The sequence below is a fragment of the Sphingomonas sp. CROZ-RG-20F-R02-07 genome, from assembly GCF_022662335.1.
Classification (GTDB): Bacteria; Pseudomonadota; Alphaproteobacteria; order Sphingomonadales; family Sphingomonadaceae; genus Sphingomonas.
Genome location: NZ_JAKNQJ010000011.1, coordinates 75,855 through 96,229 on the forward strand (window position 1 = coordinate 75,855; position 20,375 = coordinate 96,229).

The 20,375-nt window shown below is 69.1% G+C and carries 20 protein-coding genes; 14 read left to right on the forward strand and 6 right to left on the reverse strand.

What is annotated here, in order from left to right; all coding sequences use genetic code 11:
• Positions 1-34: 34 nt before the first annotated feature.
• Entirely contained in the window at positions 35-1,444 is a 1,410-nt protein-coding gene (locus L8H00_RS14850) for a DEAD/DEAH box helicase (protein WP_242098082.1), read from the reverse strand.
• Between the two features lie 311 nt (positions 1,445-1,755).
• Here L8H00_RS14850 and L8H00_RS14855 point away from each other — a divergent pair, with 311 nt between their 5' ends.
• The 6 genes from L8H00_RS14855 to L8H00_RS14880 all read left to right on the forward strand — a co-directional run bounded on the left by L8H00_RS14855 (position 1,756) and on the right by L8H00_RS14880 (position 9,405).
• On the forward strand, positions 1,756-2,757 hold the full coding sequence (locus tag L8H00_RS14855; protein WP_242098083.1) for a fumarylacetoacetate hydrolase family protein: 1,002 nt from the start codon (positions 1,756-1,758) through the stop codon (positions 2,755-2,757).
• Positions 2,758-2,858: 101 nt separating this feature from the next.
• Positions 2,859-4,157, forward strand: a complete 1,299-nt coding sequence (locus L8H00_RS14860; RefSeq protein WP_242098084.1) for a 3-methyl-2-oxobutanoate dehydrogenase (2-methylpropanoyl-transferring) subunit alpha — start codon at positions 2,859-2,861, stop codon at positions 4,155-4,157.
• A gap of 174 nt (positions 4,158-4,331) precedes the next feature.
• On the forward strand, positions 4,332-5,339 hold the full coding sequence (locus L8H00_RS14865) for an alpha-ketoacid dehydrogenase subunit beta (RefSeq protein WP_242098107.1): 1,008 nt from the start codon (positions 4,332-4,334) through the stop codon (positions 5,337-5,339).
• Positions 5,339-6,697 (forward strand): dihydrolipoamide acetyltransferase family protein, encoded by a 1,359-nt coding sequence (locus L8H00_RS14870; protein ID WP_242098085.1) that lies wholly within the window; start codon positions 5,339-5,341, stop codon positions 6,695-6,697. The genes L8H00_RS14865 and L8H00_RS14870 overlap by 1 nt, the downstream gene beginning before the upstream one ends.
• Before the next feature lie 12 nt (positions 6,698-6,709).
• Positions 6,710-6,931, forward strand: coding sequence for a hypothetical protein (locus tag L8H00_RS14875; RefSeq protein ID WP_242098086.1), 222 nt, complete (start codon positions 6,710-6,712; stop codon positions 6,929-6,931).
• Between the two features lie 89 nt (positions 6,932-7,020).
• Positions 7,021-9,405 (forward strand): HAD family hydrolase, encoded by a 2,385-nt coding sequence (locus L8H00_RS14880; protein ID WP_242098087.1) that lies wholly within the window; start codon positions 7,021-7,023, stop codon positions 9,403-9,405.
• A gap of 256 nt (positions 9,406-9,661) precedes the next feature.
• Here the strand turns inward: L8H00_RS14880 and L8H00_RS14885 are convergent, their stop codons facing one another.
• Positions 9,662-10,858 (reverse strand): thiolase family protein, encoded by a 1,197-nt coding sequence (locus tag L8H00_RS14885; RefSeq protein WP_242098088.1) that lies wholly within the window; start codon positions 10,856-10,858, stop codon positions 9,662-9,664.
• Positions 10,859-10,964: 106 nt separating this feature from the next.
• Between L8H00_RS14885 and L8H00_RS14890 the strand changes: the two genes are divergently transcribed.
• Positions 10,965-11,414, forward strand: coding sequence for a DUF2721 domain-containing protein (locus L8H00_RS14890; protein WP_242098089.1), 450 nt, complete (start codon positions 10,965-10,967; stop codon positions 11,412-11,414).
• Between the two features lies 1 nt (position 11,415).
• Here L8H00_RS14890 and L8H00_RS14895 read toward each other — a convergent pair whose 3' ends face one another.
• From L8H00_RS14895 to L8H00_RS14905, 3 genes are read right to left on the reverse strand one after another with little or no spacing between them, the layout of a single operon-like run.
• Entirely contained in the window at positions 11,416-12,057 is a 642-nt protein-coding gene (locus L8H00_RS14895) for a TIGR02281 family clan AA aspartic protease (RefSeq protein ID WP_242098090.1), read from the reverse strand.
• 44 nt (positions 12,058-12,101) lie between these two features.
• The gene (locus tag L8H00_RS14900; protein WP_242098091.1) at positions 12,102-13,040 is read right to left on the reverse strand and encodes an alpha/beta fold hydrolase; all 939 of its coding nucleotides are present in this window, start codon (positions 13,038-13,040) and stop codon (positions 12,102-12,104) included.
• Between the two features lie 48 nt (positions 13,041-13,088).
• On the reverse strand, positions 13,089-13,871 hold the full coding sequence (locus L8H00_RS14905; protein WP_242098092.1) for a crotonase/enoyl-CoA hydratase family protein: 783 nt from the start codon (positions 13,869-13,871) through the stop codon (positions 13,089-13,091).
• Between the two features lie 82 nt (positions 13,872-13,953).
• Here L8H00_RS14905 and L8H00_RS14910 point away from each other — a divergent pair, with 82 nt between their 5' ends.
• Both L8H00_RS14910 and L8H00_RS14915 read left to right on the forward strand, forming a co-directional pair.
• Entirely contained in the window at positions 13,954-14,370 is a 417-nt protein-coding gene (locus L8H00_RS14910; protein ID WP_242098093.1) for a PaaI family thioesterase, read from the forward strand.
• A complete protein-coding gene (locus tag L8H00_RS14915) occupies positions 14,367-14,774 on the forward strand; it encodes a PaaI family thioesterase (RefSeq protein ID WP_242098094.1) in 408 nt (135 codons plus the stop codon). Before L8H00_RS14910 ends, L8H00_RS14915 begins: the two co-directional genes overlap by 4 nt.
• Positions 14,775-14,900: 126 nt before the next feature.
• Here L8H00_RS14915 and L8H00_RS14920 read toward each other — a convergent pair whose 3' ends face one another.
• Positions 14,901-16,151 (reverse strand): PQQ-dependent sugar dehydrogenase, encoded by a 1,251-nt coding sequence (locus tag L8H00_RS14920; RefSeq protein ID WP_242098095.1) that lies wholly within the window; start codon positions 16,149-16,151, stop codon positions 14,901-14,903.
• A gap of 189 nt (positions 16,152-16,340) precedes the next feature.
• Between L8H00_RS14920 and rimP the strand changes: the two genes are divergently transcribed.
• The 5 genes from rimP to L8H00_RS14945 all read left to right on the forward strand — a co-directional run.
• Positions 16,341-16,919, forward strand: a complete 579-nt coding sequence (gene rimP, locus L8H00_RS14925; RefSeq protein WP_242098096.1) for a ribosome maturation protein RimP — start codon at positions 16,341-16,343, stop codon at positions 16,917-16,919.
• A 1-nt stretch (position 16,920) separates the two neighbouring features.
• The gene (gene nusA / locus L8H00_RS14930) at positions 16,921-18,570 is read left to right on the forward strand and encodes a transcription termination factor NusA (protein ID WP_242098097.1); all 1,650 of its coding nucleotides are present in this window, start codon (positions 16,921-16,923) and stop codon (positions 18,568-18,570) included.
• The gene (locus L8H00_RS14935; protein ID WP_242098098.1) at positions 18,570-18,800 is read left to right on the forward strand and encodes a 4-oxalocrotonate tautomerase family protein; all 231 of its coding nucleotides are present in this window, start codon (positions 18,570-18,572) and stop codon (positions 18,798-18,800) included. Before nusA ends, L8H00_RS14935 begins: the two co-directional genes overlap by 1 nt.
• Complete coding sequence (locus L8H00_RS14940; protein ID WP_242098099.1) at positions 18,781-19,611, forward strand: DUF448 domain-containing protein; 831 nt, start codon at positions 18,781-18,783, stop codon at positions 19,609-19,611. The genes L8H00_RS14935 and L8H00_RS14940 overlap by 20 nt, the downstream gene beginning before the upstream one ends.
• A partial coding sequence (locus L8H00_RS14945; protein WP_242098100.1) for a translation initiation factor IF-2 associated domain-containing protein occupies positions 19,608-20,375 on the forward strand: 768 nt, incomplete at its 3' end. The genes L8H00_RS14940 and L8H00_RS14945, both read left to right, overlap by 4 nt.

Below are 20,375 nucleotides of genomic sequence, written 5' to 3' on the forward strand. Positions count from 1 at the left end.
CATCCCCGCACCGGGCGAGGATGCGTCGTCCCAATCAGCGCGGGGCGGTGGAGCCGCCCGTGCCACGACCCGGACCGCCGCGACCACGGCCGCCACCACCGCCGCCGCCGCGACCACCCTGGCCGGCCGGACGCCCACCGCCCTGACCGCCGCCACGGCTGGCACCGGCATAGTTGCGGCCTCCCGTCGTGCCTGTGGCGCTCGGCGAATGCGTCGCGCGCGGGCGTGGGGGCTGGCGCTGGCGATCGACGCGCGGGGCCGGATCGTCGCCGATCGCCTTGGTGCGCGTCGCCTTGATCTGCGCGGCCTGCTGATTGAAATCCTCCGGCAGCGTTTGGACGGTGATCTTCTGCCGGGTCAGCCGCTCGATATCGCGCAGGTACGGCTTCTCGTCATCGGCGCAGAACGCGACCGCGATGCCGCTCGCCCCGGCGCGCGCGGTGCGGCCGATACGGTGGACATATTGCTCGGCCACGTTGGGCAGCTCGAAATTGATGACGTGGCTGACGCCCGAGACGTCGATGCCGCGTGCCGCGATGTCCGTCGCGACCAGGATCGTCACCTTGCCCGACTTGAACTCGCCCAAGGCCCGCTCGCGCTGGCCCTGGCTCTTGTTGCCGTGGATCGCGTTGGCGGCGATGCCGTTGCCCCCCAACAGCTTCACGACGCGGTCGGCGCCATGCTTGGTGCGCGTGAAGACGAGCGCGCGGTCGATGCTCGGATCGGCCAGCGTGATCGTCAGCAGTGCCTGCTTTTCGGCCTGGTTGCAGAAGGTGACGTACTGGTCGACACGCTCGGCGGTGGTTGCGGCGGGCTTCACCGACACCGTCTTGGGATCGATCAGGAACTGGCCCGCCAGCTCACGGATCGCGTTCGGCATCGTCGCCGAGAAGAACAATGTCTGGCGCTTCTTGGGAATCATGCGGACGATCTTGCGCAGCGCATGGATGAAGCCCAGGTCCATCATCTGATCGGCCTCGTCGAGCACCAGGATCTCGATCATCGACAGGTTGACGAAGCCCTGCTCGACCAGATCGATCAGGCGGCCGGGCGTGGCGACGAGGATGTCGACGCCGCGGCTCATGTCCTGGCGGTTCTTGTTGATGCTGGTGCCGCCGAACACGGTCGTCACCGACATTTTGCTGAACTGGCCATAGCCACGCGCGCTGTCGGCGATCTGGCTGGCGAGTTCGCGCGTGGGGGCGAGAACGAGCATGCGGCAATGCGTCGGCAGCACGCGCTTGGGGCTTTCGGTCAGCCGCTGGATCGAGGGCAGCACGAACGCCGCCGTCTTGCCGGTGCCGGTCTGCGCGATGCCGAGCAGATCGCCGCCTTCGAGGCAGATCGGGATCGACTGCGCCTGGATCGGGGTGGGGGTGGTATAGCCCTTGGCTTCGAGCGCGCGGACGAGCGGCTCGGCAAGGCCGAGATCGGAAAAGGACATGGAAAGACTTTCGACACTGATGCCGAACGCGCGTCAACGACACGCGGAGGGCGGGGGAAAATGACGCCCCGCGTGAAATGGGAAGCCCGTTGATTCAACGATCGTGGCGGAGCTGGGTGCGGGAGTTGCTCCCGTCGCCCGATCACGCTGCTAGACGCCTCGATTGCGGCGGCAGTTATGTTGCGATGCGGGGAAAGTCAAGATCGCTGTTCCCCGGCGAAGGCCGGGGAACGAGAGGAGCAGCGCCGAAGACGCTTCCCGCTGTCGCCCGCAGCGATTAAGGTCGCGCAAAAGCCTGAAGGAGAGCGCGCGTGAAACTGGCAAGCCTGAAGCAGGGGCGCGACGGCGCGCTCGTCGTCGTCTCCAACGATCTCGCCTGGTGCGCGGATGCGGGCCATATCGTGCCCACGCTGCAGGCCGCGCTCGACGATTGGGACCGGGTGGCGCCGCTGCTCGAAAATTTGGCGACCGATCTGGCGCACGAGGCGATCCCGATGCGGCGCTTTCACGAACATGCCGCCGCCGCGCCCCTGCCCCGCGCCTACCAATGGGCGGACGGCTCGGCCTATGTGAACCATGTGGCGCTCGTGCGGCAGGCGCGCGGCGCCGAGATGCCCGAGACCTTCTGGCACGATCCGCTGATGTACCAGGGCGGATCGGACGGGTTTCTGGGGCCGCGCGACCCGATCCCGCTCGCCGACGAGGCCTGGGGATGCGATCTGGAGGCCGAGGTGGTTGTCGTCACCGGCGATGTGGCGCAGGGCGCGACGCGCGACGCGGCGCTGGCCGCGATCCGGCTCGTGGGGCTCACCAACGACGTGAGCCTGCGCAACCTGATCCCCGGCGAGCTGGCCAAGGGCTTCGGCTTCTTCCAGTCCAAACCCGCGAGCGCCTTCTCGCCGGTGTTCGTCACCCCCGATTCGCTCGGCGACTGGTGGCACGACGGCAAGCTCCACCGCAAGTTGATGGTCGACCTGAACGGCCAGCCCTTCGGCCGGGCCGAAGCGGGCGAGGACATGACGTTCGATTTCGGCACGCTCGTCGCGCATGCCGCGCGCACGCGGCGGCTGGGCGCGGGCACGATCGTCGGCTCGGGCACCGTGTCGAACCGCGATGCGGATGGTGGGCCTGGGCGGCCCATCGCGGAGGGCGGCGTCGGCTATTCCTGCCTCGCCGAAGTGCGCACGATCGAGACGATCCGCGGCGGCAAGCCCGAGACCCCGTTCCTCAAACGCGGCGACACGGTGCGGATCTGGGCGGAAGACGACCGACACCACTCGATCTTCGGCGCGATCGAACAGGTAGTGGAATAGCGCCCATACCAGTTGGCCCCGCTTCTCCTCTCGCCACGGCTCTTGAAATTTTATAACAAGGGTCCGAAAGTGGACCCGAGCGTTCCACCAGGGTCCGCGAGATGGAGAGACGAGTGGCCAGCGACAGCCCGCGTGCCAATTTGCAGCCGCTTTCGCTGCACGTGCCCGAGCCGAAGTTCCGGCCGGGCGACCGGGTCGATTTCGCCGCGGTGGAAGTGCCGCCGGCGGGCGAGGCGCGCCGCCCCGACACCGCCGCCGACGCCGGCGAATTCCGCGATCTGGCCTATACGCTGATCCGTGTGCTCGACGAGGACGGCCAAGCGGTGGGGCCCTGGAATCCGAAGCTCTCGCCCGATATGCTGCGCCGCATGTTGCGCAGCATGGCGCTGCTGCGGGCGTTCGACGAGCGCATGTTTCGCGCCCAGCGCCAGGGCAAGACGAGTTTCTACATGAAGGCCACGGGCGAGGAGGCGGTGTCGATCGCCGCCGCCTATGCACTCGACCGCGACGACATGTGCTTCCCCTCCTATCGCCAGCAGGGGCTGCTGATCGCGCGCGACTGGAGCCTGGTCGACATGATGAACCAGATCTATTCGAACACCGCCGACCGGCTACAGGGCAAGCAATTGCCGATCATGTATTCGGCGAAGGACGCCGGGTTCTTCTCGATCTCGGGCAATCTCACCACCCAATATCCGCAGGCGGTGGGCTGGGCGATGGCGAGTGCCGCGAAGGGCGACACCCGGATCGCGGCGACCTGGTGCGGCGAGGGCTCGACCGCGGAGGGCGATTTCCACTCCGCCTGCACCTTCGCCGCGGTGTACCGCGCGCCGGTCATCATGAACGTGGTGAACAACCAATGGGCGATCTCCAGCTTTTCGGGGTTCGCGGGTGCCGAGGCGACGACGTTCGCGGCGCGCGGCGTGGGATACGGGATCGCCGGGCTGCGCGTGGACGGCAATGATGCGCTGGCGGTCTATGCCGCGACGCTCTGGGCGGCCGAGCGCGCGCGGACCAATGCCGGGCCGACGCTGATCGAGCATTTCACCTATCGCGCCGAGGGCCATTCGACGTCGGACGATCCGGGCCAGTATCGCTCCGAAGGCGAGCCCAATGCCTGGCCGCTGGGCGATCCGGTCAAGCGGCTGAAAGAACATCTGATCGCGATCGGCGAATGGGACGAGGAGCGGCACGCCGCGCAGGACCGCGAGCTCGCCGATTTCGTGAAGGCCGCGCAGAAGGAGGCCGAGGCGAACGGTATTCTCGGCCACGGCCTGCACCAGCCGCTCGACACGCTGTTCGACGGCGTGTTCGAGGAGATGCCTTGGCATCTGCGCGAGCAGCAGCAGCAAATGATCGACGAGGAAACCGCGAGCGGCCGGCCATGGGACCGGAAGTGAAACGCTTCTCCCCTCGTGGGAGAAGGTGGCGCGCAGCGCCGGATGAGGGGGCGTGTGTCCAAGCAGCGTCCCCCTCACCCTCCCACTCGGTTGCATCGAGCGGGCCCCTCCCTCTCCCACAAGGGGAGAGGGGCAATGAGTGAGACCATGACCGACAACGCCCCCACCACGCGTATGAACATGATCCAGGCGATCAACTCCGCGCTCGACGTCGTGATGGCGCGCGATGCGGCGGTGATCGTGATGGGCGAGGATGTCGGCTATTTCGGCGGCGTATTCCGCGCGACCGCTGGGCTGCAGGCGAAGTTCGGCAAGACGCGCGTGTTCGACACGCCGATCACCGAATGCGGCATCATCGGCGTGGCGGTCGGCATGGGCGCCTATGGCCTGCGCCCGGTGCCCGAGATCCAGTTCGCCGATTACATCTATCCCGCGCTCGATCAGCTCGTCAGCGAGGCGGCGCGGCTGCGCTATCGCTCGGCGGGGGAATTCACCGCGCCGATCACGGTGCGCTCGCCCTTCGGCGGCGGCATCTTCGGCGGGCAGACGCATTCGCAGAGCCCCGAGGGCATCTTCACCCATGTATCGGGCATCAAGACGGTGATCCCGTCCACCCCCTATGATGCCAAGGGCCTGTTGATCGCGGCGATCGAGGACAACGACCCCGTCCTCTTCTTCGAGCCCAAGCGGATCTACAACGGCCCGTTCGACGGCCATTGGGACCGCCCGACGCAGAACTGGTCCAAACATCCGGCGGGCGAGGTGCCCGAGGGCTATTACCGGATCGACCTCGGCACCGCCAACATCGTGCGGCCGGGCGAGGCGCTGACGATCCTGGCATACGGCACGATGGTGCATGTCTGTCAGGCGGTGGTCGCGGAAGCGGGGATCGATGCCGAGATCGTCGACCTGCGCACGCTGGTTCCGCTCGACATCGCCACGATCGAGGCGTCGGTGAAGAAGACCGGGCGCTGCATGATCGTGCACGAGGCGACGCGCACCGGCGGCTATGGCGCGGAGCTGTCCGCGCTGGTGCAGGAACGCTGCTTCTATCATCTGGAGGCGCCGATCGAGCGCGTGACGGGCTTCGACACGCCCTATCCGCACAGCCTCGAATGGGCCTATTTCCCGGGGCCGGTCCGCATCGGCGAAGCCCTCAAGAAAATCATGAAGGACGCATGATGGCGCGTTTCACGTTCAAGCTGCCCGATATCGGCGAAGGCATTTCGGAAGCCGAGATCGTCGCCTGGCACGTCAAGGTGGGCGACCGGATCGAGGAGGACCAGCCGGTCGCCGACATGATGACCGACAAGGCGACCGTCGAGATGGAATCGCCCGTTTCCGGCACGGTGGTCGAACTGGCGGGCGACGTCGGCGACCAGGTGTCGATCGGCGCCGCGCTGGTGGTGATCGAGACCGAGGCGGCCGCCGGCGACACCGTCGTCGCCGCGCCCGAAACCGCGGCACAGGCCGAGACGGCCGAGCAGTACGAAGCGGAGAACCCGGGGGTGGAGGAGGGGGTGGAGACGGCTCTCCCCGCCGCATCCGGTTCCCCGGCGAAGGCCGGGGCCCAGGTGGGAGGCGCCGGCGACGACGCGCAGCCCTCCACCACGCCCGACGCACCAACTGGGCCCCGGCCTTCGCCGGGGAACGAAAAGCCTGCCGCTCACGCGCTCGCCTCCCCCGCGGTGCGCGCCCGGGCGCGCGATCTGGGCATCGACCTCGCCACGGTGAAGACCGAGGGCGACCGCGTCCGCCACGCCGATCTCGACGCATATCTGCGCTACGGCTCGGGCCAGGGCTATCATGCGCCGGGCGCCTCGCGCGCGCGCGCGGACGAGGCGATCAAGGTGATCGGCATGCGCCGCCGCATCGCCGAGAACATGGCGGCGTCGAAGCGCGCGATCCCGCATTTCACCTATGTCGACGAGATCGACGTGACCGCGCTGGAGGCGATGCGCACGGACCTGAACGCAAACCGGGGCGGCCGGCCGAAGCTCACGCTGCTGCCGCTGATGATCGTCGCGATCTGCCGCACCCTGCCCGATTTTCCGATGCTCAACGCGCGCTACGACGACGAGGCGGGCGTGGTGACGCGCGGCGGCCGGGTGCATATGGGCATGGCGACGCAGACCGATGCCGGCCTCACCGTGCCCGTCATCCGCGACGCGCAGGATCGCAACGTCTGGCAGCTCGCCACCGAGATCGCCCGCCTGGCCGAAGCCGCGCGCGCGAACCGGCTGACGCCGGGCGAGATGGGCGGCGGCACGATCACCGTCACCAGCCTGGGGCCGCTCGGCGGGATCGCGACCACCCCGGTCATCAACCGCCCCGAAGTGGCGATCATCGGCCCGAACAAGATCGTCGAGCGCCCTGTCTTTGTCGCCAGTGGTCGAGGGGGCGACGAGATCCGCCGCGCGAAGCTGATGAACCTGTCGATCAGTTGCGACCACCGCGTGGTCGACGGCTGGGATGCGGCGAGCTTCGTTCAGGGGCTGAAACGCTTCCTCGAAACGCCCGTTCTGCTCTTCGCGGACTGAGGAGGGACGGCAATGAAGGGCATGCACAGCGGATCGCTGGTGATCGAGGGGCGGTTTGGCGGCATGCTCCGCGGCACCGCGATCGTCCCCGCCGGCGCCAGTGCGGAAATCGCCGGCATGGTCGACGGGATTCTGATCGTGGAGCCCGGCGCTACCGTCCTCGTCAGCGGCATGCTGAACGGCGAGATCGTCGATCGCGGTGGTCAGGTGCGCATCACGGGAATGGTCACTTGAGTCCTGCCCCACGCGCTATCCGGGGAATGCGGTTAATCGTCTCCTAACCATTTACGGCGATGGTCGCCCCGATCAGAGGAGACGACCGTATGCCGACCACCCGCGCCATCCGCGCGACCGACATCGCCGGCGTGCTCGACGCGCTGCCGGCGGGCGTCACGACGATCAGTCTCGATTGCTTCGACACGCTGATCTGGCGCGCGACGCATGCGGCGGTCGACGTGTTCGCAGGCATCGATCTGCCGGGCGGCGCGATGGGACCGCGGATGTGGTCGGAGGGATCGGCGCGGCAGATCGCGGCGCAGCGCGGCGGAACCGGGAACAGCGGGGCGGTGGAGATCCGCCTGGCCGATGTCTATCGCCATCTTCACATCGATGCCGCCCCGGAGCGGATCGAGGCGGCGGTGGCGCATGAACTGGGCGAGGAAGCGCGTCATGCCTTCGCATTCGCGCCCATGGTCGCGCTGATCCGCGAAGCGCATGCGCGCGGCCTGCGCGTGGTGATCGTCAGCGACATGTATCTGAGCGAGGCCGAGCTCCGCCGCCACATCGCGGGCGCCGCGGGCGACGACGTGCTGGCGCTGATCGCGCACGTCTTCGTCTCGGCCGACCATGGTTCGGGCAAATGCGACACGCTGTTCGATCATGTCCTTGAAACGCTGGACGCCGATCCGGCGACGATCCTCCACATCGGCGACAATCCCGCCGCGGATCTGAAGGCCGCCGCCGCGCACGGGCTGCACGCGGTCCACCTGCTGCAGTTCGACGCCGCCAGCGAGACCCGGCTGCGCCACGAGGCGATCGCCGCGACGATGATCGATCCCGCGGCGCGCGTCACCCGCCCGGTGCTCCAGCCGCACCGCGCCGCGGTGTCGCTGCGCGCATGCGACGAACCCGCCTATCGGCTGGGCCATGACGTAATAGGCCCGGCGATGCACGGCTTCGCGCTTTGGGTAAAGGCCGAAGTCGATGCGATGACGGCGCGGCTCGGCCGGCCGGTGCGCCCGCTGTTCATGATGCGCGACGGGCATCTGCCGCTGCAAGCGTTCGAGACGCTGTTCCCCGATGCGGGCGCCGTGGGCGTCGAGATCAGCCGCTTCGTGGCCGGGCGCGCGGCCATGTTCGACCCGGACAGCCTGGAACGCTATCTGGGCGACTGGCTGCCGCGGTTGCCGGTTCAGGCGCTGGCCCGCCAGATGATGCTCACGCCCGACGATTGGGGCAAGATCGCGAAGATCCCGAACCGCGCGGCGCAGGAGGCCGCGTTCGTCCGGCTGATCGGCAAACCCGAAATGCGGCGCAAGATCCTGCGGCGCACTGACACGTTCGCCACCAAACTGTGCGCGCACCTAGCGGCGGCCGGGGTGACGCCCGGCGATGCCGTGATGCTGGTCGATCTCGGCTATAACGGCACCGTCCAGAATCTGGTGACGCCAATGCTCCAGCACCGGCTGGGGCTGACCGTTGCCGGCCGCTATCTGTTCCTGCGCGAAGGGCAGATGTCGGGCCTCGACAAGCGCGGCATGCTCGACACGCGCCGCTATGAGGCGCGCACGCTGCACGCGCTCACCTCCAGCGTCGCGCTGCTCGAGCAATTGTGCAACGTGGCGCAGGGATCGACGGTCGATTTCACCGCCGACGGCACCCCGGTCCGCGAGAAGCCCGACATGAAGGCGGAACATAGCGCGGTGCGCGACGCGGTGCAGGCGGCGTGCATCGATTATGTCCGCACCTGCAAGGCCGGCATCCAGGCGCCGGCGGCGAGCGACGATCTGGACGCGCGCGTCCAGGCCGCCGCCGCGGCGCTGGCCCGGCTGTTCTTCCTGCCGAGCGCCGACGAGGCCGCCTTGTTCGCCACGTTCAACTTCGACACCAACATGGGCACGAACGCCTGCAAGCCGCTATTCGATACGCAAGGCGCCGAGCGCGGATTGCGGCGCCTGGGGCTGCCCTATCTCAACCAGGGCAACGGCATGTACGTGCCCGGCGAGATCCAGCCCAAGGGCCTGCCGCTCGCGCTGACGCTGTTTGCCAGCGCGCGATTCTCGATGGACCTGCGCACCACCGATTTCGACACCGGCGGCGTGGCCATCCCCGTCATCCTGCTTGGCGACGGCGGCGAGGGGATCGTCGAGCGCACCGCCTATCCGACGATCGACGGCTATTATCGGATCGACGTGCCGGTCGGCGCGGGACGGTTCGTGCCCGGCATCCAGTTCGGCCATGTCTGCGAATGGCTGCAGATCGAGGAAGTGCTGTATCGCCCGGTGGCCGCCGACGATACCACGACGCCCCGCGCCGCCGCGCATGTCACCGACGCGATGGAGGCGATGGCACCCGGCCTCTACCGCGCATCGCCGCAAGGCCTGCTGATGGCCCCGCCCCCGCCCTCCACCACGCCGCAGATGCTGACCGTGGTGTTCCGCCCGATCCAGTGGCGCGGCGCGGCGGCCGAAGTGGCGCGGGCGGCTTAGCGCGAAAGGACGTTCGTTCGATCCGGTGTCCGACTCCGTTCGTGCTGAGCTTGTCGAAACACGCTTTCCACCGTTGAGCCCTCGCGTGCGGAACAGGCCCTTCGACTAGCTCAGGGCGAACGGTCGAGAGTGCGACCGGCTGAACTAGCCTCGTTTTCGGGGCCTCACGCCCGACCCGGCAAAGCCGTGTCGTCGGACGCCGCTGTAGCGGCGCCGGCCGATCGTCTAGCGAGCGCCGGCTTCGCCAGGGCGCGCGCTAGACGATTTCAAACAGCCCCGCCGCGCCCATGCCGCCCGCCGTACACATCGACACCACGACATAGCGCACGCCCCGCTTGCGCCCCTCGATCAGCGCATGGCCCACCAGCCGCGATCCGGTCATGCCGAACGGATGGCCGACCGCGATCGCGCCGCCATTGACGTTGTAGCGTTCGGGATCGATGCCGAGCGTGTCGCGGCAATAGAGGCATTGCGACGCGAACGCCTCGTTCAGCTCCCACAAGCCGATATCGCCGACCGACAGCCCCGCGCGCGCGAGCAGCTTGGGGATCGCGAAGACCGGGCCGATCCCCATCTCCTCGGGCCCGCAGCCCGCCGCCTGGAAGCCGCGATAGATGCCGAGGATGTCCTTGCCCTCGGCCTCCGCCGTGGCGCGGTCCATCACGATCTGCGCCGACGCGCCATCGGACAATTGGCTGGCATTGCCCGCCGTCACGCTGGTGCCGGGGCCGGTGAATTCGCCGCCGGGCCACACCGTCTTCAGCCCCGCCAGCGCCTCGGCGGTGGTGCCGGCGCGGATGCCCTCGTCCTGCGAGACGGTGACGGTCTCGGTGCCGGTCTGCGTGCCGGCCTTGTCGAACAGCGCCTTTTCGACGGTGATCGGCACGATCTCCTCGGCAAAGGCGCCGTTCGCCACGCCGGCGGCGGCGCGCTGCTGGCTCGTCGCGCCATATTCGTCCTGCGCGGCGCGGGTGATGCCGTAACGTTCGGCCACGATCTCGGCCGTCTCGATCATCGGGATATAAGCGGCGGGCTCGCGCGCGGTGACCGACCGGTTGACGTAGCGCGGCGCATCCTTGTTCACGGTGAAGCTGATCGATTCCATGCCGCCGGCCAGCGCCACGTCCATCTCGTCGCACATGATCGAGCGCGCGGCGAGCGCCACCGCGGTCAGCCCCGATCCGCATTTGCGATCGAGCGTGAAGGCGGGCACCGATTGCGGCATCCCGGCGGCGAACACCGCCATCCGCCCGGCATTGCCGCCTTGCGTGCCCCATTGATTGCCCACGCCCCAGAAGATCTCGTCGATCCGCGCGGGATCGATCCCGGCGCGCTCCACCACGGCGTTCATGACATGGCCGGCGAGCACCGGCGCCTCGGTCGCGTTGAACGCGCCACGGTAAGCCTTGCCGATGGGGGTACGGGCGGTGGCGACGATCGCGGCTTCGCGCATGGGGGTGCCTTTCGAGGATCGGGTATGGATTTCGTCTAGGCGTTTGCGCAGGCGGTGGAAAGAGCACCATTGTGATCGCGTGACGGTTGCGCGCATGGGGATGGCGATGAACGAAACTGCCAATCTCAGCGGCGCGGCGCATGTCGTGCAACTCGCGCTCACGCCGATCTTCCTGCTGACGGGACTCGCCTCGTTGCTGAACGTATTCTCCACGCGGCTCGGCCGGATCGCGGACCAGGTCGATCGCCTGTCGGGCGATCCGGATCGCCACCCGCGCCAGCTCGCGCGGCTGCGCGTGCGATCGCTGGCGCTCGATGTGGCGGTGCTGCTGGCGGCGCTGGCGGGCGCGCTCACCTGCTGCGCGGCGTTCACGCTGTTTCTCGGCGCGCTGCGTAACGCGAGCACGGGGCGGCTGCTGTTCGGCTTTTTCGGCTTCGCGCTCGGCTTCGCGGTGATCGCGCTGGCGGCGTTCGCGTTCGAGACGGTGCTGTCAGGCCGATCGGTGCGCGAACAGGCGCAGCCCGAGGGCGATACGCAGGAAACGCCGAAGCCCTGATCTACGCGCCGCCGTCCGCGATCGGATGATGCGGCTCGAGGATCAGCGTGCCGTCCTCGACGCGCCAGGATTTCAGCCGCGACAGGAAGTTCATCCCCAGCACGTCGAGATCGCCGAACGCGGGCGAGACGACCACCGCCAGATCGCGCGCGGTGACGTCGCCCAGCCGAAGCGTCGCGACATCGGCGCTCTGCGCGCCCACATCGCCGTTGGCGGTGCGGATCACCACGGGCACCAGCCCCTCGCGCAGCGTGAGCCCCGCCGCCGCCGCGGTGCGCGCGGACAGCGCGGTCGTCGTCGCGCCGCTATCGACCAGCAGCCGCCGCTCGACGCCGTTGATCCGCACCTTGGCCCAGAAATGCCCGTCGGGCGCGATCCGGATCCGCGTCTCGCGGCCCACCACCTGCTGCGTGTCCATCCCCAGCGCGCGGGTCAGGCGGCCGAGATAGGGATCGATCCGGCTGTGCTGCCCGATCGCCATCACCAGCACCGCGAACAGCGCGACCGTGATGCCGAAGCGCAGCACCGATCCCACCACCGGCAGACGCAGCGCCACCACGAAGGCGATGGCGATCAGCAGCACCGGTACATAGGTGGCGCGATTGGCGAGGATATGGGCGATCAGGTCGTGCACCGCGGTCATGCGCCCGCCTTATACCCGCTCGGCTGTACGGGGGCTGACCGGCATCACCCCTTCACCAGCGCCACGATCGGCGCGACGAAGCCGGGGGCAAGCGGCAGGGCGGGATCGCCATAGGTGGCGATGTTGGCGGCGCGATCGTCGCTGCCGACGGGCTTCAGCACATGGTTCGCGCCCGCCACCAGCCGATACGCCGCGCGCCGGTTCGCCGCCGCGAGCCGCGCCGAATCGGCCACCGACACCTGGATGTCGCGCGTGCCTTGCAGGATGAGCGTGGGGCCGCGCCAGCCGGCAATCAGCGTGGCCGGGTCATAGGACAGCACGCTGCGCCAGTAGGTGACGAGCTTGGCCGGAAACAGCGAGGCGAGCGGCGCCGGCAGGGTGGCGGGATCGATCGTCCGCCCCGCGGCCGCCAGCGCCAGCGCCGCGTCGAGCGCGGGCAGCAGCGGCGCGTTCACCGGGTTCGCCGCGATCTGTTCGCGCAGCACCTGGCCCAGGGGCCGCCCCGCGGTGGAGACGAGGATCAGCCCGCACAGATCGGCCGGGTCCTGCGCCGCGACCAGCGCGGCGAGCCCGCCTTCGCTATGCCCCAGCACCCACACGCACGGCACTCCGGTGCGCGCGCGGATGGTGCGCGCCCAGGCGTGGATGTCGCGCGCGTAATCCGCCATCGTCACCGCGTTGGGATTGGGGATCGCGGCAGCGCTGCCGAACATGCCGCGCTTGTCGATCCGCACGCTCGCCACGCCCTCGGCCGCCAGCCCTTCGGCCAGCAGCCGATAGGGCGCCGCGCGAATGCCCATCGGATTGTCGCCGTCGCGGTCGGTCGGGCCCGAGCCCGGCACGATCAGCACCACCGGCCTGCCCGCCCCCTCGCCCAGCAGCGTGCCAGCGAGCGGACCGTTCGGCCCCGGCGCCTCCACCGGAACCCCGGCCCCCAGGATCGCCGCCGCCGCCATCGTCATCGCCCATCCGATCACCGCCATCTCCCCCTTCGCGCGCGCCGCCCGATTGTGGGCGCCGCGCGGTGGGCGTCAATCGGTGAAGATCGGGTCGCGCTTGTCCATATTGGCACGCACCGCCTCGATCTGGTTGGGGGTGCGCAGGATGCCGCCCTGCACCGCGCTTTCGGCGCGGAGCATCGCGCCGCCGTCAAGGTCCGCCGCCTGGTTGTAGAGCGATTTCGCGCCGCGGATCGCGTGCGGGTTCTTCGTGGCGATGCTGCGGGCCAGCGTCATCGCCGCCTCGTGCGGATCGTCCGCCAGCCGGGTGACGAAGCCATGCGCCAGCGCCTCGTCCGCGGCGAATTCGCGTGCGGTATAGGTCAGCTCGCGCAGCACGTCGTCGCGCGCCAGCGTCCGCCACAATGCATAGCCCGCCATGTCGGGCACGAGCCCCCAGTGAAGCTCGCGGATCGCGAAGCGCGTCGTGGGCGCGGCGATCCGGATATCGGCGCCCGACATGATCTGGAAGCCGCCGCCGAATGCCACGCCGTGCACCGCGGCGATCACCGGCATCGGCAGCGTCCGCCAGCCCCAGGCGACCTGCTGCACCAGATTGGCGTCGCCATAGATCCGGTCGTCGAGCGACAGGCCCGAACCGCCGCCCGCCATCGCCGCCATGTCGAGCCCCGCGCAGAACGCCCGCCCCTCGCCCGACAGGACGACGCAGCGCACCGCGGGCGCCGCCGTCAGCGTGGCGATGGCGTCGGCAATCCCGGCGAACATCGCCCCGTCGAGCGCGTTCATCTTGTCCGCGCGGGCGAGGCGGACATCGGCGACCCCGCCCTCCAGCGCGATGGTGACCCGGTCGTTCATGCGTCTCTCTCCTCGGCGGCCTGCCCGGCGCGGTGGATAGCAAATCTTGCGGCCCAGCGCGCCTCGTGTAGAGCAAGCGCGCATGGGCTTCGACATCCAGCGTTTTCTCAGCGGCCGCCTCAGCGGCCATGCCGGCGTGCTCGGCATCGGCTATCACGCGCAGGGGCCCGGCTGGCTCGAACTGTCGCTCCCCTATGACGCGCGGCTGGTGGGCGATCCGGCGCGCGGCGTGATCGCATCGGGCGCGATCGTCACGCTGATGGACATGGCCACCAGCCTGTCGGTGTGGGTGAAGCGCGACCGATTCACCCCGCAGGCGACGCTCGACCTGCGCGTCGACTATCTCCGCCCCGCGACGCCGGGCAGAACGGTGATCGGCCGCGGCGAGTGCCTGCGCCTCACCCGCTCGATCGCGTTCGTGCGCGGTCAGGCGCATGACGGCGATCCGGACGATCCGCTGGCGCATGTCGCCGGCACCTTCATGCTGCTCGACGCATGACCGCGCTGCCCCCCTATGCCGAATTGCTCGGCCTCGTCGCGGAGCCGCAGGCGGGTGGCCCCGCCGTGCTGGCGATGCCGTTCGGCGACGACGTGCTCGGCCGCCCAGGCTTCCTGCACGGCGGCGCGATTGCCGGGCTGCTGGAGATGGCGGCGATCGTCGCGCTCACCCATGCGCTGGAGGGCGAAAGGGGGGGCCGGATCAAGCCGGTGAACGTCACCGTCGACTATATGCGCGGCGGCCGCGACAAGCCGACGCGCGCGATCGGCATCGTCACGCGGCTCGGCACGCGCGTCGCCAATGTCGAGGCGGTGGCGTGGCAGGACGATCGCGCAAAGCCGATCGCGGCGGCGCGGATGAACTATCTGATCGTGCGCGACGAGAACGGGGTGACGTCGGGTTGATCCCGTATCTCTGAAACCGTTCGTGCTGAGCTTGTGGAAGCACGCTCTCAACAGGCATGACTTCATATTCTGAACAGGCCCTTCGACACGCTCAGGGCGAACGGATCGAGGCAATGTTCTCGAACGCTAGGCCTTGGGCGTCAGGCGCATCAGCTTTCCGCCCGCGCCCTTTTCGCCGTCTTCCAGCAACCAGATCGACCCGTCGGGCGCCTGCGCCACGTCGCGGATGCGCGTGCCCATCGCCCATTGGTCGACGGGTTTCGCGCTTGCGCCGTCCACGGTCACGCGGACCAGCGATTCGTCGGATAGCGCGGCGATGAACAGCGAGCCGCGATAGGCGGGGAACATCGCGCCCGAATACAGCATCATGCCGCCCGGCGAGATCGCCGGGTTCCACCACAGCACAGGCGCCGCCAGATCGGGGCGGCTGGAATGATCGGGGATCGGCTTGCCGCTGTAATTGTCGCCGTTCGACACGATCGGCCAGCCATAGTTGCGGCCCGGCTCGATGAGGTTCAGCTCGTCACCACCCTTTGGCCCCATCTCCTCCTCCCACAGCCGCCCGTCCGGCGTAAAGACGAGGCCGTAAGGGTTGCGGTGGCCGCTGCTCCACGTCTGCGCGCGCACGCCGCCGGCCTTGTAATCCGGATTGCCGGGCCATGCCTTGCCGTCGAGCGTCAGGTGGAGGATCTTGCCGAGCGCCTGTTCGGGATCCTGTGCCGGCGCGAATCGCTGGCGTTCGCCCGAGCTGAGGAACAGCGATTGACCATCGGGTGCGAACGCGATCGTCGCGCCATATTGGCCACCCGGGCCGTCGGAGCCGGCGCGCCAGATGACCCGCAGATCCTCCAGATGCGGGTTCGCTCGGTCACCGGCCGAGACGAACCGCGCATCGGCGAGCGCGAGGCTGCTGCCGCCATTCGGCCGCGGCTCGGCATAGGTCAGGTAGACACGCCGACTGCCGGCGAAATTGGGCGCCACCGCGACGTCGAGCAGACCACCCTGCCCACCCGTCGCGACGGCGGGAACGCCGCTGGTCGGATAGGTGGCGCCATTGCCGCGCCGCAGCTTCAATACGCCCGCCTTTTCGGTCACCAGCAGATCGCCGTTCGGCAGGAACGCCATCGCGAACGGCTCCGCGAACTGCCCGATCGTCGTGATCGCAAAGGGCGGCTTCGTCTTGGCGAGGTTCGCGCGGCCGGTGGTGGCGGGCACGTTGGTGATGCCCGGATAGGTGGGCGCGTCGCGCGGCACCGGCAGGTTGGATCCTACCGGCTGCGGGCCCTGCGGCCCCGACTCGGGGCCGGCGGTCGCCTGGGGCCGGGCGCCGCACGCGGTGCCGACGAGCAGCGTCAGGATCAGGGCGTGACGGATCATCGGCGGTCTCCCAGGAAGGACTGCGGCAAGAACGTCCCGCCCATGGCCCGGTTGCGTGCTTGCGGAAAGGGGCGCGTCCGCGTATATCGGCCTCGCTTTCTCTTACATCGTCAGATGCAAGGGGCTGCGGGGCTCGCTCCGCGGCGGGGTTTTCCCGTACGTGGATCGGCCGCATTCATGGAGTGTCGCTTGGCGGATCTCGCCGCATTGTCCGATCTGATCGAACCCGAGGCCAAGGCGCTCGGCCTCGCGCTCGTGCGCGTCAAGATGCAGGGCGGCAAGTCCGACCCGACGCTTCAGGTGATGGCCGAGCGGCCCGACACGCGCCAGCTGACGATCGACGATTGCGCCGATCTGTCGCGGCGCATCTCGGACCTGCTCGACGCGCTGGAGGCCGAGGGCAAGGATCCGATCGAGGGCGCGTACCGGCTGGAGGTGTCCAGCCCCGGGATCGACCGGCCGCTCACCCGCCTGCAGGATTTCGCCGACTGGGCGGGGCACGAGGCGCGGATCCGGCTGGTCGAGCCGTTCGAGGATCGCAAGCAGCTTTCGGGCGACCTGATCGGCGTCGAAGGCCAGGCGATCACGATCGACGTGAACAAGCACAAGCCGATGACGATTGATTTCGCGCAGGTCGCCGATGCGAAGCTGGTGATGACCGACCGGCTGATCGCCGCGACCGCCCCGCTGTCGACCGAAGGCGCCGAAGAATTCACCTATCTGGAAGCGCCCGCAGACGGCGCGAACACGCAAGAAGGACAGCACTGAGATGGCCACCCAAGCGACATCCGGCGTGACCGCCAACCGTGCGGAGCTGATCGCGATCGCGAATTCGGTCGCGTCGGAAAAGATGATCGACAAGGCCATCGTGATCGAGGCGATGGAGGACGCGATCCAGCGCGCCGCGCGCTCGCGCTACGGTGCCGAGAACGACATCCGCGCGAAGCTCGATCCCAACACCGGCGATCTGCGGCTGTGGCGCGTCGTCGAGGTGGTCGAGGGCGTCGACGATTACTTCAAGCAGGTCGATGTCGCGCAGGCGCAGAAGCTGCAGAAAGGCGCGGTCGTCGGCGACTATATCGTCGATCCGCTGCCCCCGATCGAATTCGGCCGTATCGCAGCACAGGCCGCCAAGCAGGTGATCTTCCAGAAGGTTCGCGATGCCGAGCGCGAGCGCCAGTACGAGGAGTATAAGGACCGCGCGGGCGAGATCATCACCGGCGTGGTGAAGCGCGTCGAGTTCGGCCATGTGGTGGTCGATCTGGGCCGCGCCGAGGGCGTCATCCGCCGCGACGCGCAGATCCCGCGCGAAGTGGTGCGCGTGAACGACCGCATCCGTTCGCTTATCCTGAAGGTGGTGCGCGAGAACCGCGGGCCGCAGATCTTTCTCAGCCGCGCGCATCCCGACTTCATGAAGAAGCTGTTCGCGCAGGAAGTGCCCGAGATCTACGACGGCATCATCGAGATCAAGGCCGCCGCGCGCGATCCGGGCAGCCGCGCCAAGATCGGCGTCATCAGCCATGACAGCAGCATCGATCCGGTCGGCGCGTGCGTCGGCATGAAGGGCAGCCGCGTGCAGGCCGTCGTGCAGGAGATGCAGGGCGAGAAGATCGACATCATCCCCTGGTCGCCCGACACCGCCACTTTCGTGGTGAACGCGCTCCAGCCCGCCTCGGTGTCGCGCGTGGTGATCGACGAGGAGGAGGACCGGATCGAGGTCGTCGTGCCCGACGACCAGCTCAGCCTGGCGATCGGCCGCCGCGGCCAGAATGTCCGCCTCGCCTCGCAGCTCACCGCCAAGGCGATCGACATCCTGACCGAGGCCGATGCCTCGGAGAAGCGTCAGAAGGAATTCACCGAGCGCACCGAGATGTTCCAGAGCGAGCTCGACGTGGACGAGACGCTGGCGCAGCTGCTGGTCGCCGAAGGTTTCGGCGAGCTGGAAGAGGTCGCCTATGTCGATCTCGAGGAGATCGCGGGCATTGAGGGCTTCGACGAGGACCTGGGCCAGGAGCTGCAGAGCCGCGCGCAGGAAGCGCTGGAGCGCCGCGACGCCGCCAACAAGGCGCTGCGCACCGAACTGGGCGTCGAGGACGCACTGGGCGAACTGCCCTATATCACCGAGGCCATGCTGGTGACGCTCGGCAAGGCGGGCATCCTGACGCTCGACGATCTTGCCGATCTGGCGACCGACGAGTTGGTCGAGAAGAAGCGCGTCGAACAGCGCCGCCGCAACGACGATGCCCCCAAGCGCCCCGAGCCCAAGGGCGGCATCCTCGCCGAATATGGCCTGAGCGACGAGCAGGGCAACGAGATCATCATGGCCGCGCGCGCGCACTGGTTCGAGGACGACGCGCCGGCCGCCGAGGCCGCGGACGCTCCCGCCGCTGCCAATGCGACGGACGGTGAGGACGCCTGATGCCCTTCGTCTCGATCCGCATCTCCGGCACGGCGACCAAGGACCAGAAGTCCGCCATCGTCGCCGATGTCACCCGGTCGCTCGTCGAGCGGCTGGGCAAGAACCCCGCCGCGGTGCAGATCGTGATCGAGGAAGTGTCGACGGAAAATTACGGCGCGGGCGGCCAGTTGCTGGTCGACCGCGACGCCGCCAAGCCACGGGAGGACGCTCATGCGGAACCCTCCCGATGACACCCGAACGCTAAACTCTCCCGCCGCTCGCGGCCGGAGCTCCAAAGCCCGGCCCGCGGCATCGGCCGGTGGCGATGATGCGGATGGCGTCGGTCCCATCCGTCGTTGCATCCTGTCGGGCGAGCGTGCGGCGCGCGATCATCTCGTGCGGCTGGCGCTGGCGCCCGACGGCTCGATCCATCCCGACGTGCGCGCCAAGGCGCCGGGCCGGGGGGCGTGGATCGGCGTGACCCGCGCGGAGCTGGAGGTCGCGCTGAAGAAGGGCAAGCTGAAAGGCGGCCTGGCGCGCGCGTTCAAGACGGGCGAGTTCGTCATCACTCCCGAGCTGCCGCAGCAGATCGCGACGGCGCTGGAGCGCAGCGCGATGGACCGGCTGGGACTGGAGGCGCGCTCCGGCACGCTGCTGACCGGATCGGACAAGATCGAGACCGCGGCGCGATCGGGCAAGCTCCATGCGCTGTACCACGCGGCGGATGCAGGCGCCGACGGCAACCGCAAGCTCGACCAGGCCTGGCGCATCGGCAACGATGTCGAAGGCAGCGATCTGAGGGGCTTGGCACTCCCGGTGCCGCGCACCATATTGGGGTTGGCGCTGGGCCGCGAGAATGTGGTACATATCGGTCTGACCGACCGCGCTGCAGCGAAGCGGGTGAGCGAGGCGCTTGCCCGGTGGATGCACTTTATCGGACCCGAACCCTTTGCCGCACCTTGCGAAACGGCCTCGCAGGGCGCATCGGCGTCTGAAATGGATGGGGCGTCGGGACCTTCCGGCGACCTGACGGCCGTGGCGATACACGAGGAATTTGAGTGAGCGACACCGACAACGAAAAGCCGAAGCTTGGCATGCGCGCGCCGCTGGGCGTCAAGCGCACGGTCGAGACCGGCAAGGTGAAGCAGAGCTTCAGCCACGGACGGTCGAACACCGTCGTGGTCGAGGTGAAGCGACGCCGCGTGATCGGCGGACGGCCCGGCGAGGCTGAGGCCCCGGTGCAGGAGGCGGCACCCGTCGCCGCCCCCGTGACGCCGCCGCCCGCCCCGGCCGCCGCACCGCAGCGCGCGCCCGCGCCGTCTGGCGCAAATCTGTCGCCGCAGGAGCGTCAGGCCAAGTTGTTGCGCGAAGCCGAAGAGCAGCGCATGCACAGCCTTGAGGACTCGCGTCGCCGCGAGGAGATTGACCGCCATCGTGCGGCCGATGACGAGCGCGCGCGCGCCGAAGAGCGGGCCCGCATCGCCGCGGCCCCGCCGGCGCACGAGCCTGCTGCCCCCGCTCCCGCCGTGGAGGCGACGCCTGCTCCCGCAGCCGCACCGGCCGAAGCACCCGCCCCGCAAGTGGTCATGCCGAAGCCGGTGATGTTCTCGCCGGTGGTGCGCCCCGTTCCCGCCCCGCCCGTGCCCGAGGAAGCCGCGCCCGCGGCTGCCGCTCACCCGGCGCCTGCACCGACGCCGACGCCGGCGCCCGCGCCCGCCCCGGTTCAGGTCGCGCGTCCGGCGCCTGCCCCCGCTGCGCCGCCGGTGGTGGAGCTCGCTCGCGATCCGTCGATGCCGGCACCGCGCCGCTTCTCCCCGGTCGCCCGT